Annotated in this window: 14 protein-coding genes and 1 tRNA gene; 11 read left to right on the top strand and 4 right to left on the bottom strand. The window is 55.6% G+C overall.

Annotated features, from left to right (window positions below):
* The first annotated feature begins 1 nt into the window (after position 1).
* The 6 genes from H7K56_RS06425 to H7K56_RS06400 all read left to right on the top strand — a co-directional run bounded on the left by H7K56_RS06425 (position 2) and on the right by H7K56_RS06400 (position 4,007).
* Complete coding sequence (locus H7K56_RS06425) at positions 2-346, top strand: DUF7940 domain-containing protein (protein ID WP_182688980.1); 345 nt, start codon at positions 2-4, stop codon at positions 344-346.
* Positions 343-636: a hypothetical protein gene (locus H7K56_RS06420; protein WP_058769339.1), complete on the top strand. Its 294-nt coding sequence runs from the start codon at positions 343-345 to the stop codon at positions 634-636. Before H7K56_RS06425 ends, H7K56_RS06420 begins: the two co-directional genes overlap by 4 nt.
* Positions 584-787 carry a hypothetical protein gene (locus H7K56_RS06415; RefSeq protein ID WP_182688981.1) on the top strand — a complete coding sequence of 68 codons (204 nt, stop codon included), beginning with the start codon at positions 584-586 and terminating at the stop codon, positions 785-787. Before H7K56_RS06420 ends, H7K56_RS06415 begins: the two co-directional genes overlap by 53 nt.
* A gap of 50 nt (positions 788-837) precedes the next feature.
* Entirely contained in the window at positions 838-2,583 is a 1,746-nt protein-coding gene (locus tag H7K56_RS06410; protein WP_021507268.1) for a putative phage tail protein, read from the top strand.
* A 198-nt stretch (positions 2,584-2,781) separates the two neighbouring features.
* Positions 2,782-2,857, top strand: a tRNA-Thr gene (locus H7K56_RS06405).
* 427 nt (positions 2,858-3,284) lie between these two features.
* Positions 3,285-4,007, top strand: a complete 723-nt coding sequence (locus H7K56_RS06400; RefSeq protein WP_150361744.1) for a hypothetical protein — start codon at positions 3,285-3,287, stop codon at positions 4,005-4,007.
* Positions 4,008-4,190: 183 nt separating this feature from the next.
* Here H7K56_RS06400 and H7K56_RS06395 read toward each other — a convergent pair whose 3' ends face one another.
* Positions 4,191-5,609, bottom strand: a complete 1,419-nt coding sequence (locus tag H7K56_RS06395) for an aldehyde dehydrogenase family protein (RefSeq protein ID WP_150361745.1) — start codon at positions 5,607-5,609, stop codon at positions 4,191-4,193.
* Between the two features lie 104 nt (positions 5,610-5,713).
* On the opposite strand from H7K56_RS06395, the gene H7K56_RS06390 reads away from it, so the two are divergent.
* A complete protein-coding gene (locus H7K56_RS06390) occupies positions 5,714-6,631 on the top strand; it encodes a LysR family transcriptional regulator (protein WP_150361746.1) in 918 nt (305 codons plus the stop codon).
* A gap of 9 nt (positions 6,632-6,640) precedes the next feature.
* Here H7K56_RS06390 and H7K56_RS06385 read toward each other — a convergent pair whose 3' ends face one another.
* A complete protein-coding gene (locus tag H7K56_RS06385) occupies positions 6,641-8,539 on the bottom strand; it encodes a flagellin N-terminal helical domain-containing protein (RefSeq protein ID WP_170264771.1) in 1,899 nt (632 codons plus the stop codon).
* A 1,203-nt stretch (positions 8,540-9,742) separates the two neighbouring features.
* Here H7K56_RS06385 and H7K56_RS06380 point away from each other — a divergent pair.
* The 3 genes from H7K56_RS06380 to H7K56_RS06370 are packed head-to-tail and all read left to right on the top strand — an operon-like array spanning position 9,743 to position 13,036.
* Positions 9,743-10,720, top strand: a complete 978-nt coding sequence (locus H7K56_RS06380; protein ID WP_150361748.1) for a glycosyltransferase family 2 protein — start codon at positions 9,743-9,745, stop codon at positions 10,718-10,720.
* Positions 10,721-10,736: 16 nt separating this feature from the next.
* On the top strand, positions 10,737-12,044 hold the full coding sequence (locus H7K56_RS06375) for an oligosaccharide flippase family protein (RefSeq protein ID WP_058758004.1): 1,308 nt from the start codon (positions 10,737-10,739) through the stop codon (positions 12,042-12,044).
* Positions 12,041-13,036, top strand: coding sequence for a glycosyltransferase family 2 protein (locus tag H7K56_RS06370; protein ID WP_058758003.1), 996 nt, complete (start codon positions 12,041-12,043; stop codon positions 13,034-13,036). The genes H7K56_RS06375 and H7K56_RS06370 overlap by 4 nt, the downstream gene beginning before the upstream one ends.
* 166 nt (positions 13,037-13,202) lie before the next feature.
* Here the strand turns inward: H7K56_RS06370 and H7K56_RS06365 are convergent, their stop codons facing one another.
* A complete protein-coding gene (locus tag H7K56_RS06365) occupies positions 13,203-13,448 on the bottom strand; it encodes a hypothetical protein (protein ID WP_150361749.1) in 246 nt (81 codons plus the stop codon).
* On the opposite strand from H7K56_RS06365, the gene H7K56_RS06360 reads away from it, so the two are divergent.
* A complete protein-coding gene (locus tag H7K56_RS06360) occupies positions 13,436-14,725 on the top strand; it encodes an HAAAP family serine/threonine permease (protein WP_150361750.1) in 1,290 nt (429 codons plus the stop codon). The two genes, H7K56_RS06365 and H7K56_RS06360, sit on opposite strands and share 13 nt — an antisense overlap.
* A 98-nt stretch (positions 14,726-14,823) precedes the next feature.
* Here the strand turns inward: H7K56_RS06360 and H7K56_RS06355 are convergent, their stop codons facing one another.
* A complete protein-coding gene (locus H7K56_RS06355) occupies positions 14,824-16,380 on the bottom strand; it encodes a methyl-accepting chemotaxis protein (protein WP_058758001.1) in 1,557 nt (518 codons plus the stop codon).
* Between the last annotated feature and the right edge of the window lie 366 nt (positions 16,381-16,746).

The raw sequence follows: 16,746 nt of genomic DNA, 5'->3' as shown, positions 1-16,746 counted from the left end.
CATGCGCTGGCTGTTGTTCGTTATCGCCGTGCTGGCGGCCATCATCCTGCTGCTGTTGCTGCAGCGCTTCACCACGCTGGAGTTTGTTAAACACGCGCGCCTGTTGTTTAAAACCTGGTCGGTGTGGCTGGCGTCGCTGGGTTCAATGCTCAGCGCCTGGGTGCAGTCGTTTCCCTCGTCAGCGCTGGAAGCATGGAACGCGCTGCCGGCGGATATCAAAGAGATCCTGCCGCACAACTATCTCGGCCTGATCGGCGCCTTCATGGTGGCGATGGGCGTACTGTCGCAGTTCGTGCGTCAGAAGAACCTGGTGGAGCAGAGAAAAACGCTGGAGGACAAATCATGAGCTTTCTTCTTTCTCAGCTTGCCGGCAGCTGGCACTGGCTGGCGGCAATTGGCGGCGTGATTGCCGCGCTGATTGCCAGCTACGCCGGCGGTAAAAAAATCGGCAAGGTGCAGCAGCAGGCGAAAGCTGATGTTGCGCAGGCCGAAAAGACCGCCGCGCAGGCGGTTGAAGTTAATCAGCAGCAGCAACAGCTGCGTGAGGAGGCCAGACGTGTGGAAACCCGTAACGGTAATCTTGATGACGCTGCTGCTCGCGACAAGCTGCAGCAGTCGAAATACCACCAACCCTGAGGCGCCCGTCGTTATCGACTCCGCCTGTTCATTATTTTCCCCGATTTACACCCACGGCAATGACGCCGAACGCATGGACATTCGCACCGTGCGCGCCATCAACAACCACAACGATCTCTGGGACCAGCACTGCCGCCCGGCGGCGCACTGACGCTGTTCTCTCGCTTTGTATTGCAAACCTGAAATGCCGAGGAGGCTAAGATGATCGAAGTTAACTCTTTTGCTGAACTGCGTACCACTGTGCCGGCCAAAAACGGCGACCTGGCGTTCCTGCGCCGCTATAACCCGGACTCCACCTTCCGTGGCGGCGGTGATTTCACCGGCTTTATCGGCACCACCACGGCCGCCGATGACGGCGGTACGCTGGCGGTCGGCAATGGCTTTTACTGGAAACGCGTGATCAACGATCCGGCCGACGTCAACGTCTACCACTTCGGCGCGAAAGGGGACGGTTACGCTAACGATACCGACGCCTTTAACCGCATGCTGGCGTGGACGCAGGGCTACAGCGGTAATATCCGTGACCTGCCGGTGCGTTTCCCGGGCGGTAAATTCCTGATTAACCCGATCGACATCAGCGCCACCGAGATCGCCTTTTTTGGTCTGCAGGGGGATGACGTGGAGCTGGGTTCGCTGCCGCGCACCACCATTATCTCCGACAAAAGTGCCAACACGGTGTTCAAAGTGAAGGCACGGCGGACCGCGATCAAAGGCATCACCTGGCACGGTCAGGCATCGGCCGACGTCACCACCAACAAAGGTACCATTACCGCCGAGATGTGTACCAACGTGCAGCCGTTCTTCGAAAACACCTGCATCGAAGGCACCACATTAAATATTTACTGTTTCCGCGCGCAAAACAGCGGCGGCACGGTGATTAAAGCGCTGGATACGCTCGACAGTAAATTCGACCAGATCTACACGCTGTGGACCTATGGCCGGGTGTTTGACATTGGCTGGTCGAACTCGCCAAACGGCAAGTGGGACCACTCAACGGCTATCGAGATCTGCAACTGTAACTTCCAGACCGGCTACGGCGACGCCACGCTGTACATGCCGCGCGTGACGCAGGGCATCATGCGTAACGTGTGGATTGAGCACACGCGTAATCCGGGCGATCTGTCGGACGGTGCCTGGAGCATTGATACGCTGAACATTGAGGATTGCGGCACGCCGTTCAATCTCAATAATGCGCGCGTCATTATGCGCCAGATTGGCCTGCAGTCTGGGGCGAAGATCTCGAACGATATGGCCGGCACGCGCTGGCTGTCGACCTTTGACTACGGCTATCGCCGCGAAGAGCATCACGGCACGCTGATCACCGGCTCATTCCGCGCGGGCTATTACAGCGGCCACAAAGTCACCAACAATACCGACACCGATAACTGGTATCGCCTCGGCCAGCTGTTCTTCCCGACGGCGAATCAGCAGTGGGTGATGGAGCTGATTGGTAAAGCCGACGCCACCCAGCCAACCGGAACGGCCGCTTCGCCGGTCAATCTGGCGGGCACCGGGAAAACGTGGATTAACCTGCAGCGGCTGGAAACGGTATGGGCTGACGCCTGCCATATGGGGCAGCCGGCGGTGCTGGATATTCGCTACAGCCGCGTCGGCACCACGTATGCCGTGGTATGGGTGAAGCTGCGCGCCAACAGCGGCGACACGCTGATTAACCTGAAGACCACCGGTCCGACGCGTTTTGAAGCTGGCTCCTGCTCGCTGTTCCAGCCTGATTTCTCGGTGGTGACGGATACCACCAAAATGGGCACCCTCAAACCGGCGGCGCGCTTTGGCCTGCACAATGGCGTCGCGGGTATTGGGGCTAACGAGAAAGGCGTGCTTACCGTCGCGACGGCAGCAGGTACGCCGACCAATAAAACCACGCCGACGGGCTTTGTGCTGGTCAATATCAACGGTGTCGATCGTAAGCTTCCTTATTACGATTGAGGCCAGCACCTTTTGGCGAGGCTGCGGCCTCGCCTTTTTTTGTGTCTGGCGCGAGTGGTCGCTGTTCGCCGCGGCTTTTCCGCGTCAAAATCGTAAGGCCAGCCCGGGTGATGCTGAAAAACACAGCACTTAACCGGCACCATCTTGACTCATCCCCCCGATTTTTCTATGTTTACTCCCCGTAGTTCCCGCCTCAATGCCGGTATAGCTCAGTTGGTAGAGCAGCGCATTCGTAATGCGAAGGTCGTAGGTTCGACTCCTGTTTCCGGCACCAGTTAAATCAATCCCTTATCTAATATTGTTACTGTCCCGATTCAGCCTGTGTGACAGATTTGAGACCGAAGCATCCATAAGCTTGTCGATTTTTTTGCGTGCGCAGAAAGGCGATGGGCGTTGGATGTGCGTACCCGCTATCTATACAGTATGGTAAAGTGACCGCGCCTTTATTCAGGCCTGAGATTGCGGAAAGTCATTCCTGTAAGTGTTGTTACGCTGTAAACAAAATGGCCACAATTAATAATCTGTTTTAGCGATTTAATTACAAATCCATCAGGATAATGCTTACCGTCCAGAATGATCTTTCTTTAAGCCATTTTAATGACTCTAATAAGGCGGTTAAACTCAACGCCATTCGGCTAAAGAAAAGACCGCCCCGATAGAACAGAAGACAGCTTTGACATAACCGTGAAATTGAGGATGATATGGAAATAACAAAGAAATTTATTTTAGATGGATTAGCCAGGTTTGATCTCAGCAATCTTCCCGGCAGACCTTTTGATAATGCATTTGAGCTTTTAGCGGCTCCTCCAGCCAGAAAGCGTCTTATCATGCTGGGATTCAATGGCTCGGCGGTGGATGCTCACATATCAAATGCAAACTCGATAATTAAAGATTATGAAGAACCCGATGTTTCAAACGTGGAAAAAGGAACGCAGGGATCGTGGGGAATTACCCATTTGGCCAGACGCTTACAGCAAATTCCAGCCAGTCTGGGTTATAACTGGCAGGATGTGGTTTACACCAATGCTTTGATGATGTGTTCCGAAAACGCAGCATCCTTAAAACAGGAAGCCATCAAACATAATCAGACAATGGAAGAGCTGATAAAAAATTCAATGTCTTTTTTTGAGGAAGTTACACTGGCAATGTGTCATCCGGAGTTGATTATTGCGCACAGCAACGGGCTGTCATCACTCTCTGCTGCAAGCCTGTTACTGAAGCATTTTGGCGATAAAGATACATTGATGTATTCCCATCCAAAGGGTTATTTCACAACGTTTGGTTTCGTTGGCCGATTCAACGATAAATCTGTTCCTGTTGTTTGCGTTCGACACATGTCGAGATTTAAACCTCAGGAGGAGTATATTAAAGCCGCGATTTCTCAAATGCATGAACTGGTGCAGGCTGAAATGCGATCAGCCTGAGATGGCGCAGGACGATTACTACCTTCATATTTCATGATAATAAAACTTCGGATCGCCCTGGCGTCTGCCATAGAAAAATACTCACTTGAGAAGATCGGTAAAGTGACAATCTAAAGAGAAGAACACGGCTCTGGCATTACACCCTGCGCCGCAGTGCTATTCACTGCAGCGCTCACCTCATCCTTACTCAGCAATCAGCGCCCTTGGTTCCAGAAACGCGCTGATACCCGCCTGTCCCATCTCCCGGCCTATGCCGGAGTGGCGGAAACCGCCGAACGGCGCGCGCGGTTCGTGAGCCAGCGTGTTGATCATCACGCGGCCAGCGATCAGCTGTTCTCCCACGTTGCGCGCATGCTGTTCATCCGCCCCGATCACCAGTGCCGACAGGCCGTAATCGCTGTCGTTGGCCATGGCGATGGCTTCGGCTTCATCGCGGTAGGTCAGGATGCTCAGCACCGGGCCAAAAATCTCTTCGCGCGCCAGCGGCATTTCATTGGTGACATCGCTGAACAGCGTCGGGCGGATATACCAGCCGTGGTGCAGTCCGTCCGGGCGGCCGCTGCCGCCGGTCAGCAGGCGCGCGCCCTGTTGTTCGCCAAGCGCAATATAGTGCTGCACGCGCTGCCACTGTTTCTCGTTGACCATCGGCCCGATGGTGGTACGCGCGTCAGCCGGATCGCCGGAGACCTCCGCAGCGACTGCCGCCGTCAGCGCCTGTTCGAACTCGGCCTTGCGCTGCTCCGGCACCAGAATGCGCGTGCCGGCAATACAGGCCTGGCCGCTGTTGATAAAGCCGGCCTGAACCGCCAGCCCGGCTGCCTGCGTGGCATCGGCATCCGGCAAAATCAGCGTCGGTGATTTACCGCCCAGTTCCAGCGTGACGCGTTTAAAGGTGTCGGCGGCGCTGCGCAAAATCGCTTTGCCGGTGGCGGTCGAGCCGGTAAAGGAGATTTTCGCCACCTGCGGACTGCGGCTCAGGGCTTCACCAACGCTGGCACCGCGTCCGGTGACGATATTAAACACCCCCGCAGGCAAACCGGCGGTGTGTAGCGCCCTGGTGATCACCTGGGTCTGCAACAGGCTGAACTCGCTGGGTTTGATCACGGCGGTACAGCCTGCGGCAATCGCGGTCGCCAGTTTGTGGCAGATAAAGCCGGCGTTGCTGTTCCATGGTGTGATCAGGCCGGCAACGCCGAGCGGCAGCATCTGCACCTGCGCGCGGCCTGCCTGTTGTACAAACGGATAGCGTTTCAGCTCTTCAATGACCTGCAGAATCACGTCAGCCGGATAGCGGCTCATCCACTCGGAGCGTGCGGTGGGCGCGCCGTACTCCTCAAGGATCGCCGCGCGCAGCTCGCTTTCGGCTCGGTTAACCGCATGGTACATCTGTTCCAGCAGGGTGATGCGCTGCGCCACCGTGGTTGCGGCGAAGGCGGGAAACGCCGCCGCTGCCGCCGCAATCGCGCGTTCAGCATCCTGCGCATTGGCCAGACGCGCTTTACCGATTACGCTGCCGTCGGCAGGTTTGATAATATCCAGCCATTCATCGCCGTCAGGAGTGACAAACTGGCCGTTGATATAGATGTGTTCAATCATGTGCATGGCTATGCTCCTTTGCATGTTGCGTGGCGGCAAAGTAGCACGCACCACCGGCGGCGATAATCCGCCTCCGCCTGCAAAGGGTATTGCGCGAAACGGAATAATAGATGAACCGGACAGGTCTGACTGAACTGGAAATTGTGCTGGCGGTCGCGCGGCGCGGCACCTTTAAAGCGGCGGCCAGCGAGCTGGAGATGTCGCCTTCGGCGGTGACCAATGCGGTTGCCGCGCTGGAGAAACGGCTGGGCGTGCGGCTCTTCAACCGCACCACGCGCAGCGTCGCGCTGACCGATGCCGGACGGCGTTTCAGCGAGAAAATTGTGCCAGCGCTGGCGATGATCCGCAGCGCGGCTGAGGAAGCCGGCAGCGATCCGGGCGATCCGGCCGGCATGCTGCGTCTCAACGTGCCGCCGGAGAGCAGCGCGCTGTGGTACGCATCGATATTGCTGCCGTTCCTGCAGCGCTATCCGCGCATTCGCGTCGATATTTACAGCCAGAAAGAGCGGGTGGATATCGTGGCCGACGGCTTCGATGCAGGCATTCGGCTGGCAGAGGACGTGCCGGGCGATATGATTGCCGTCAGGCTGACGCCGGAAATGCGCATGATTGTGGTGGCCGCGCCAGCCTACCTCGCACACGCGGGCACACCGCAGACGCCAGAGGCGCTCGATCAGCATCAAACCCTGTGTATGCGCATGGCGGACGGCAGCGTTTACCGCTGGGAGCTGAGCCAGCAGCAGCAGCGTTATCGGCTGCAGGGCGAGCCGCGTATGGCGGCCAGCGACATGAGCGCCATCCACCAGGCGGCGCTGGCGGGTCTGGGCATTGCCTGCATGACGGAACAGCAGGTCGCGGCGGATGTGCAGGCGGGCCGACTGGTGCACCTGCTGCCCGGCTGGCAGGTGCCTCTCGGTGCGCTCTGCCTCTACTATCCGGGACACCGGCTGGTGCCGCCGGCACTGCGGGCGCTCACCGAATTTGTGCGTGCGCAGCGTGATGCTTCTGCCTCATCTGAAGCCGGATGACGTCCTTTATCAGGCGTTCAGTAACTTCAGCACCTGCTGCGGCAGCTGATTAGCCTGCGCCAGCAGGGCGCTGCTGGCCTGCTGCAGAATTTGCTGACGCGACAGGCTGGAGACTTCCGTGGCGTAATCCGCATCCTCAATACGGGAGCGCGATGCCGCAATGGCGGCGGTCGCGTTACCCTGCAGCGTTTGCGCCGAGAGCAGCCGGTTAGCAACGGCGCCCAGACGGGTGCGCTGACTGTCGATTTGCCCGATAGCGCGATCCAGCGTGGCGAGCGGATCGTCCGGATGCTTCAGGCGGATCTCTGAACCGGTCTCGGCCACGCGCAGCGTCGTAAAGTTGGTGGAGGCATCGGTCACTGACGACAAAGCCGCCTGGAAGTAAATCTGCACGTCACCCACGCCCTGCAGGGTTTTCAGCATCAGGTTGCCGCTGCTGTCACTGCGCACGAAGGTGGCGGTTTTATCCAGATTGCCGTTCGGCACATCCATGTAGTAATTGCCGTCGGCGTCGAGTTTCAGCACATCATTACTGCTGTTGCCATCGACATCGGTATAGCGCACATCCACATTGGCCGGATCGAGCGTGATGTAAGAGGTGCCGGTCACGCTGTTTACCGCACTGAAGATATTAATGCTGCTGGCGCTGGTCGCGACGATGCTCAGGGCATTACTGGTGCCATCCGAGGTCGCGCTGACGGCGGCGTTATAATACTGGTAGTTACCGCCGCCGTTATCCACTTCCATTACATACTGCCCGCCGCTGGTGCGCAGCAGACGGCCATTGCTCACCGCGTTGCCGCTGGCATCGCTGAAGCTAAGGCTGGCGGTGCTGGTGTCGATCGCCGGCGTGTCGGTCACCGTGGTCGGCAGGGTCGCGAAATCACTGTCGGTTTTGGCGGCACCGCCGGTCATGCGTGCCGTTACCGCGCCGCTGCTGCCAAAGCTGAGCGTGGCCGGATACCAGCTGTTGTTCTGCTCAATATAATACTGGCCATTATCCTGCGTTAACGTGGCTGCGGGCGTGGTGCTCAGCGCGCTGCCACTGCTGTCCTGAAAATTAACCGCCGGGATGGTGCGCGACGCAATGCTGCTGACGTTGCTGTACAGCGGCGCCGGATTGCTGCGGCTAATCGAGACGTTACCGGCAGCCGTGGCGGTGTCCCAGCGCGCACTGACGGCGGCCAGATAATAGACCGGCTTGCCGTCGGCGTCGCTGCTCTGCACGTACTGGCGGTTATCACCACTGCTGCGCACCAGCTGCGGTGAGCCGCTGGCGGGCAGATAGTTCACGGTGATCGCCGGGTTGCTGAACGCCATATTGGTGGCGAGGCCGGTGAGGGTGGTGACATTGGTCACTTTGCCGCTGATGCCGCTGATCACCAAATCCTTAAGTCCCAGTGCCTCCACGCTGAAGCCGGGTGCCGACAGGTCGAGACTGATTTTCTCGTTGTCATTAGCGCCAACCTGGAATCCCAGCTTACCGGCGCTGCCATCCAGCAGCCTGATGCCGTTAAAGCTGCTGGTGGTGTTGAGCCGGTCAATCTCTTTCAGATTGAGGTTAATCTCCGCCTGAGTGGCGTCTGAGTCGCTCTGCGAATTGGTGCTGTTTAATCCCTGAACCGCCAGCTGGCGAATCCGCTGCAGGCGGTTATTGATCTCATCCAGCGCGCTTTCCGCGGTTTCGACCAGTGACAGGCCGTCACCGGTATTACGCTGCGCCACCGCCAGGCCGTTCTGCTGGCTGCTAAAACGGTTACCAATCGCCTGACCTGCCGCATCGTCACGCGAGCTGGTGATGCGCATACCCGACGATAAATGGCGGATCGCATCGCCCAGCGCCGCGCCACTTCTGGCAGATTGCTTGCTGGCGTTGAGGGCAGACAGATTGGTTTGCAGGCTGATCATTTCCGGGCTCACTGATAAATACACTGATAGCGTTATCGGCATTTACCGGCTTTCTTTAAAAAAATATTTGGCCTAAGTCACGTCAGCGAAGCGCTGATTGTTAAAATAAGCAGCATGAAATCGCGCTAAGTTGAGTTTGTGATGCGGTAAGGATCTGTATTTTTTCGCGCGGCGCTAATTTATAGAGGCAGAGCTTGACGACTACTAAAAATAGCAGGTCAGCAGAATGAATAAAGATTATTACTGCTTAAGCGGGACGGCGAGGGCGTAACCCATTGCGATAACAACCGCTTAGGACGCTACTGGACTTATCCGCCGGTTTCCCTGCTCTTATTCCTGGTCAGCAGCGCGCGCCGCCCTTATCAATCGCCGCGGTTGCGCTTTATCCATGCTAATCAGTCAGCGCGAAATATTGTGGCGGGGCGAGTGAGTAAATTCCGTTTTGGTCTGGAAGGCATTGACCTTATAACTGCGCCTGGTAAGAATGCGGTAAAAGTTTTGAATCAGATCGCAATTTTGGGCCTTGTGCCATTTGCAGTCCGTCTGCGATAGCCGGACTGAATTAACGCCACTTGCACCTCGCGCCGCGCAACACACATCGCGGCGTAATAAAAGTGCAGGGCATACAGCAAATATCGTTAATGTCGTGACGCTCGTTGCGAAGGCCCGTCGAAAGATGCACCTTTTCAACCGCGGTCGGCAGTTCCCGTTCTCCTGATGCGGCAAAAAATAGCTGGAGAGGTAGCGCCGTTCAGGATAACGAATAAACCTCTATCTGATAAATGTTTTACCCGGCAGCAACGCAATAAATACGTTGCTGTGCAGGAAGCGTTGGGGCTAACTGGCTGATAAATAACTGAACTCTGCGGAGTGCAGCGCCCCTTCTTTACGCCTGAAAATGCACCAAAGAGAATTTCAGCACGCTGGTCGCTGTAAGCCAGGGGCGGTAGCCTGCGGTTTTTATCCTTTAAATCGCCAGATAAACCTGACCTGAATATATAGCGAAATTCTTATCTGCCGCCAGCAAAAAAAAGACGTATTCCGGCGGTCATATTTTGCTGAGGAAACTCTGAAAACAGCGGCGTATTAATGTTAAGCCGCATGAAAGCATGGGCCGTTAAACGTTAAGTATTAACGGTTCAGTATCGATTTTTATTTTGTCACGGCGGGTTTACCCCCCGATAAATTATGTTTTGAGGTCATATGCAAACTCCCGTTAACGACGTGCTGATTAGCGTCATTGTGCCGGTGTATAACGCCGCAGCTTATCTGGAAAGATGCATCGACAGCCTGTTGCAACAGGATGAGGTTCGCTTTGAGGCCATTTTTATTAATGACGGCTCCAGCGATGACTCGCTGGCGATCCTGCAGCGTTACGCCGGTTATCCGCAGTTCCACCTTATCAGCCAGGCCAACGCGGGCGTCTCGGCGGCGCGCAACCGGGGCATTAGCGCCTCGCGCGGCCGGCTGCTGTGTTTTTTAGACGCCGATGACTTCCTGCCGCCCCAGGCCTTCTCGACGTATGTGCGGCTGATGAGTGATGAAACGGCGATGGTGGTGGGCGAGTCACAACACTTCAACCCGGACGGTGCCCCGCTGGATTTTCCCGCCAACCGTGAACAGGCGCACACGCTGTCGGTGTCGGCGGCGATTAACGATCTGCTCTATTACCATCCGCGCCACGGTATCTGTGACAAGGTGTTTCGCGGCGATGTCATTCGTCAGCACCGGCTGCGGTTCAACGAAGAGATCGCCAATTTCGAAGACCTGCTGTTTGTCATGAACTACCTGCATCTGCAGCAGGATCGCCAGGTAGTGATGACGCAGCGGGTGGTTTATCACTACGTCAAATCCACGCACTCCGCCACGCGTTCGGCGCTGCGGGAAAAACATTTCTCTTTTGCCCGCTCGTTCAGCGGCATGAAGGCGTTTTTATCGAGCCAGCATTATCGCTGCTATTACCACCTCTATTTAAAAGTCACGGCGTCTTACATCCACAAAGGGCTGCACAGCGACAGCCTGAGCCGCGCCTTCATTGATGAATACATCACGCTCTATCGCCGCAGTTTCCGCAGCTGGTGCACCGCCGGACCGCTACTTAATCCGTGGAGCCTGTACTTTGCGCTGTTTTTCATTAGCCCGCGCCTGGTTTCACGGCTGCGCCGGCTGGCAGAGAAATAATCGCACCGGAGGCGTTGTGAAAGACAAATTAAAAAACTCCATGTGGATGATTGCCGAAAAGCTGATTGCGGTATTCGGCCTGATCTTTGTCACCTCCTACGTGGCGAAATACGTCGGGCCTACCACCTTCGGCATTATCTCCATCGCCATGCTGGTATTTCAGTTTATTCAGACCATCGCACTGATGGGCAGCGATGTGATTTTGCTGAAACGCATCGCGCAGAATCATCACTCCGGCCTGCGCCTGATGATGGCGACCTTCCTGCTGGTACTGGTGCTGTATTGCGTGCTGTCGATTGTCGGCATGGCGATTATGGAAGAGGAGTGGAGCGCCGACGCGCTGGTCTTTATCTGCGCGGCAGCCATTGCCTGCCTGTTCTCATCCATTGACCTGGTCAATATTTACAACGAAGCGAGGCTTAACGCGCGTCTCAATGTGATTGCCAACGTCATTGGCCTGGCGATCAGCCTGACGGTGCGCTTTCTGATCTCCTATTACCAGCTGGAACCAGCCTGGCTGGCGATTCCGATTGTGCTCGCCACCTTTATTCCTTTCACCATCAAGTTAACGCTGTTTTTGCTGTATGAGCGGCGTGCACCGCTTCCGGCGCTGCGCCACGTGAAAAAGTATTCGCGCTACATGCTGGTGTCCGGCATGTCGCTGATCTTCTCTGCGATTGCCGTTGCGCTCTATACCCGCGTGAATCAAATCAGCGTCTCTTATTTTCTCGGCGTGAAAGAGGCGGGCATTTTTTCCGTGGCGCTGACGTTGTCAACCGCCTGGGTATTTTTACCCAGCGCGCTGCTGGCATCGTTTTATCCGGCGTTTTTTGCCGAGCGTAATGACCAGCAGGCGATCGTCAAAGCGCAGAAACTGCATCTGCTGGTAATTGGCGTTTCCGCTGCGGTAATTGTGGCGATCTGGCTGCTGTCGGGCTGGTTTATTCGTGACTTCTACGGTGAGCAATATCTTGATGCCGTCGCGCCAACGTTATTACTCAGCCTCGGTGCGATGTGCGCGGTGCTGAGCAGCGTCATGGATCGCTTCATCATTAAATATAACGGCTACCGCTATCTGGTGAAGAAAACCTTCGCGGTATTAGTGATTTGCCTGCTGTCGTCGCTGCTGCTGGTGCCGCATTTCGGCTTAACCGGTGCCGCCATGAGCGTGGTATTAACCGAGTTTTTATCATTCTCCCTGCTGAATTACTTTTTCCCGGCACAGCCGGTCATGCGTATTCATCTGATCTTTTTCAACCCCAGGAAACTATGGCAGCTCTTTAGCACTATCAAAACCTCAGACAGTAAAGAGAGTTTATCATGAATGAAAAAACGCTATTTAGTATTATCATTCCCGTTTATAACGCGCAAAACACTATCCGGCGTACGCTGCAAAGCGTATTAAATCAAACCTTCAGTAGCTATGAAATAATTGTTGTCAACGATGGCAGTCGCGATAACAGTGCCCGGATTTTGCAGGAATTTGCGCACTATCCGCAGGTTACGGTGCTTAATCAAATTAACGCAGGCGTCAGTGCGGCTCGTAATAGCGGGCTGCAGCAGGCCAGCGGAGAATATGTCCTGTTTCTCGATGCGGATGACTGGGTTGACGATAACTTCCTGATGAGTTTCAAACTCAATCTCAACGCCTGGCCGGCCGAAGCGGTGGACTTAATGGTTGGCAATCTCAACGACAACCGTATCGGCAAAGTCTCGCAGGCGGGATTCTTCAGCCAGCAGGATATTCCTTACGTGCTGGGCGAGCTGGAGATGAGCGACAACATTGGCTATCTGCATAATAAATGTTATCGCCGCCAGATTATTGACGATCTTCATCTGCGCTTCATGGAAGGCGTCTCGATGAGTGAGGACCTGCTGTTTAACCTGAAGTTTTTCAGCTGCGTCAGTAATTTTCTCATCACCCCAGGCGCGGCTTATCACTATGAGGATGTGGCGGGATCGCTGTCGAAACGTAAAGTGCAGTACAGCGAACTGAAAGTGCGTAAACAGTCGCTTACCGATTTGTACGATTCGATTGTGGAAAAGTACGCGTCGGGTAATCTCGACCATTTTTTAAAAGCAATCTCAAAACGCGTGCTGGCACTGGATATGCAGATTGTCACCGCTATGTATCACGCCTCGTTTTCACCTGCTGATATTGCGCAGGAAATTAATCAAATCAAGCGCGGAAAATATTCTAAAGGTATTTTTACGCTGCTGAATAAAAATGAAAAACTGAAGTACATGATTATGAATTTGAATACTATCACAGCGTACTATTTCCTTTATGCCCTCTACAGAATGCGGGCGTTCTGATTTTCAATTCTCCCGGCGTTATCCTCTGGCGACGTGCTGCGTTGCCCGAGGCTAGCTGCCGGGGGAGTTTCCTCCTCAGCGCTCTGCTGCTGGCAACATCCCCGCACTTCATTCTCCCGTTCACGTCCACTTCGCGCTGTGTCTTGCACTCCAGACGCTTCTCAGGTCAAATAGCGCCCCAGGCAATCGATTGCGTGCGTGTTTCGTGCGTTATTGTTGTTTTTATCGCCATCTCGCGCATTTTTACCGCCTTTGTGATGCATGTCTTGCGTTGCGGCAATCCACGCCGGGCAAAAACGGGTAGCATAGGCGCGTTTTGTGAAGCGACCGCACGCTGCAGGCCGCCGCGAATTTTTAGCCGTCGTTCCGGCTGCATTTGAGACAATTTTGGAGAGACAGATGGATAACTCACAAACCGGTACCCTCGGTACGGTGGAGGCGGCAGCTACCGGCTGGCGCAAGAGTGATACGGTGTGGATGCTGGGCCTGTACGGCACCGCGATTGGCGCAGGGGTGCTGTTTCTGCCGATTAACGCCGGCGCGGGCGGGCTGATTCCATTACTCATCATGGCGATTCTCGCCTTCCCGATGACCTTCTTTGCGCACCGTGCGCTGACGCGCTTTGTGCTCTCCGGCAAAAATCCCGGTGCGGATATCACGGACGTAGTGGAAGAGCATTTCGGTGTCGGCGCCGGTAAGATCATCACGCTGCTCTACTTCTTTGCCATCTACCCGATCCTGCTGATGTACAGCGTGGCGATCACCAATACCGTGGACAGCTTTATTGTGCACCAGCTCGGGCTGGTATCACCGCCGCGTGCGCTGCTGTCGCTGATTTTGATCGCTGGCATGATGACGGTGGTGCGCTTCGGCGAGCAGATGATTGTCAAAGCGATGAGCGTGCTGGTGTTTCCGTTTGTGGCAGTGCTGATGTTGCTGGCTGCGTATCTGGTGCCGCACTGGCACGGTGCGGCGCTGGAGACCTTATCGTTTGCGCAAAGCGGTAGCGACAGCAGTATCTGGATGACGCTGTGGCTGGCGATTCCGGTGATGGTGTTCTCCTTCAACCATTCGCCGATTATCTCGTCTTTTGCCGTGGCGAAACGCGCCGAGTACGGTGCCGGCGCGGAGAAGAAGTGTTCACGCATTCTGGCCAGCGCCCATCTGATGATGGTGGTGACCGTAATGTTCTTTGTGTTCAGCTGCGTGCTGAGCCTGTCGCCCGCCGATTTACAGGCAGCAAAGGCGCAGAACATCACCATTCTGTCCTATCTGGCGAACCACTTTAACGTGCCGATGATTGCCTGGATGGGGCCGATTGTCGCCATCGTGGCGATCACTAAATCGTTCCTCGGCCACTATCTGGGCGCGCGTGAAGGCTTTAACGGCATCGTGGCGAAGTCGCTGCGCAGCCGCGGTAAAACCATCACGCCGCAGAAAATGAATCGCCTGACCACGCTGTTTATGCTGCTGACCACCTGGCTGGTTGCCACACTGAACCCGAGCATTCTCGGCATGATTGAGACGCTGGGCGGGCCGGTGATTGCGATGATTCTGTTCCTGATGCCGATGTACGCTATTCATAAAGTCCCGGCGATGCGCCAGTACAGCGGCAAAATCAGCAACCTGTTTGTGGTGCTGGTGGGAATCCTGGCGATTTCTTCCATCGCTTATTCGCTGATGAATTAACAGCAGGGCGCGGTGCGGCGGACCCGATGCGCACCGCCATGACATGCCAGCGACACTGAACGGCCCCGTCTGACGCATGCAGAACGGGGCTGTCTGTTTTAAACCGCAGCGGTTTTAAACACGCTCATCGACTGCGCCAGACGATCGGCCTGCTCCTGCAGCGCCTGAGACGCAGCGGACGCTTCCTGTACCAGCGCGGCGTTCTGCTGCGTCACCGCTTCCATCTGCGTAATGGCCTGATTGATTTCACTGATGCCGCTGCTCTGTTCACTGCTGGCGATGGTGATTTCGCTCATGATCTCCGCCACGCTGCTTACGCTATTGACCACTTCACCAATGGTTGAACCAGCGTGCGTCACCAGACGGCTACCTTCATCTACCTTCGCCACCGAGTCTTCAATCAGCACTTTGATCTCTTTCGCCGCGGAGGCAGAACGCTGCGCCAGGTTACGCACTTCAGTGGCGACGACGGCAAATCCGCGACCCTGTTCACCGGCGCGCGCCGCTTCGACCGCTGCGTTGAGCGACAGGATGTTGGTCTGGAAGGCGATAGAGTCGATCACGCTGATGATGTCGACAATCTTCTTCGAGGAGAGGGCAATCGCCTCCATCTTCACAATCACCTGCTCCATCACTTCACCGCCTTCTTTGGCGACGCCGGAGGTTTTCGCCACCAGCGAGTTGGCTTCGCGCGCATTGTCGGCGTTGTGCTTCACGGTAGCGGTCATCTGCTCCATCGCGGACGCCGTCTCTTCCAGCGAGCTGGCCTGCTGTTCAGTACGCGAAGAGAGATCGATGTTGCCGCTGGAGATCTGGTTGGACGCCACAGCGATGGTGTCGGATCCGGCGCGTACGTCGGAAACAATAGTCAGCAGGTTATCGTTCATCGCCTGCAGAGCCTGCATCAGCGCGCCGGTTTCATCTTTGCTGCGTATTTCAATGCGCGAGCTGAGATCGCCGGCAGCCACTTTGCTGGCGATGGTCACCGCTTCATTCAGCGGATGCACAATCGAACGGGTCAGCAGCCAGCCCATCACCACGGCTGCGAGAATGGCGAGCGCGGAGAACACCAGCGTGACTTCAATCGCCGTGGTGCCATCATCAATAATGCCGGCGCCTTCCTGCTGGAGCTGCGAGGACTGGGAATCAGCAAATGCCACCGCCAGGTCGAGGTAGGCATTCTGCACGGCGGTAATTTTTTTCAGTACGTAGTAGCTGGCGTCATCGGCTTTACCGGCCCGCACCAGATCCAGCACTTCATTTTTCTGCTGTTCAAACTGCTGGCTGGCAGCCAGCAGGCTGGCAATTTTCTTCTTGCCCACGGCGGTAATCTGAATCGCTTCGATCTTCTTCATCGCCGCGTTGGTACGGGCGGTGGCGTCTGCCAGCTGCTGAAAGCGCTGCACGTTGAACTGCGGCCGGGTGGTATCGATGACGATGCCGCGCAGGTATTTGATCTGATCGTTGACGCCATCGCGCACGTCAAAGCCGAGGCGCACTTTTACATAGCGATCTTCCACAATCGAGGTAATGCCGCTCTTGATGTTGTTGATCTTCATGATTGAGGTAATACCAATCACCACCAGTAGTGCCACCACTAAACCAAAGGCGATGCCCAGGCGGACGCCGACCTTCATATTCTTTAAGCTCAACATTGGATCTCCCCGCAATGCCAGAATGCTGTTGTATTAAAACGGAAACGCAGACGACGGGTCTGCAATATGTCGATGATGTGTAAAGGAAAGATTTTTTGCCATTGCGACGAGACGGGTCTGGCGCCACCAGCGCAGGCGCTAAAGTTATCGGTTGCTAATGTTTTAACTTTAATTTTTTAGGGATTTGTCACAAAACGGTTAAGAGGGCTTAAGGTTGATTAATCACTGGTCGTAATTAGCTGGCGTCACGGCCTGTGCCGGTGCGCAAAATTGCGCACCCTACAAAAACGCGCAGAGGCGGATGCGATATCTGCATTATCCCGTCGCACAAACCGTAGCGGCGCGATTCATCGCGCATTTCATTTC

The organism is Pantoea dispersa, assembly GCF_014155765.1.
In the GTDB taxonomy this organism is placed as follows: domain Bacteria; phylum Pseudomonadota; class Gammaproteobacteria; order Enterobacterales; family Enterobacteriaceae; genus Pantoea; species Pantoea dispersa.
The sequence above is the reverse complement of the archived record's forward strand: the minus strand, read 5'-3'. Positions and strand labels throughout refer to the sequence as shown.

Coding starts and splice junctions, on each gene's coding strand:
- H7K56_RS06410 (WP_021507268.1), top strand. CDS start 838: ATGATCGAAGTTAACTCTTTTGCTGAACTGCGTACCACTGTGCCGGCC.
- H7K56_RS06355 (WP_058758001.1), bottom strand. CDS start 16,380: ATGTTGAGCTTAAAGAATATGAAGGTCGGCGTCCGCCTGGGCATCGCC.
- H7K56_RS06395 (WP_150361745.1), bottom strand. CDS start 5,609: ATGCACATGATTGAACACATCTATATCAACGGCCAGTTTGTCACTCCT.
- H7K56_RS06420 (WP_058769339.1), top strand. CDS start 343: ATGAGCTTTCTTCTTTCTCAGCTTGCCGGCAGCTGGCACTGGCTGGCG.
- H7K56_RS06385 (WP_170264771.1), bottom strand. CDS start 8,539: ATGATCAGCCTGCAAACCAATCTGTCTGCCCTCAACGCCAGCAAGCAA.
- H7K56_RS06380 (WP_150361748.1), top strand. CDS start 9,743: ATGCAAACTCCCGTTAACGACGTGCTGATTAGCGTCATTGTGCCGGTG.
- H7K56_RS06400 (WP_150361744.1), top strand. CDS start 3,285: ATGGAAATAACAAAGAAATTTATTTTAGATGGATTAGCCAGGTTTGAT.
- H7K56_RS06390 (WP_150361746.1), top strand. CDS start 5,714: ATGAACCGGACAGGTCTGACTGAACTGGAAATTGTGCTGGCGGTCGCG.
- H7K56_RS06415 (WP_182688981.1), top strand. CDS start 584: ATGACGCTGCTGCTCGCGACAAGCTGCAGCAGTCGAAATACCACCAAC.
- H7K56_RS06425 (WP_182688980.1), top strand. CDS start 2: ATGCGCTGGCTGTTGTTCGTTATCGCCGTGCTGGCGGCCATCATCCTG.
- H7K56_RS06370 (WP_058758003.1), top strand. CDS start 12,041: ATGAATGAAAAAACGCTATTTAGTATTATCATTCCCGTTTATAACGCG.
- H7K56_RS06360 (WP_150361750.1), top strand. CDS start 13,436: ATGGATAACTCACAAACCGGTACCCTCGGTACGGTGGAGGCGGCAGCT.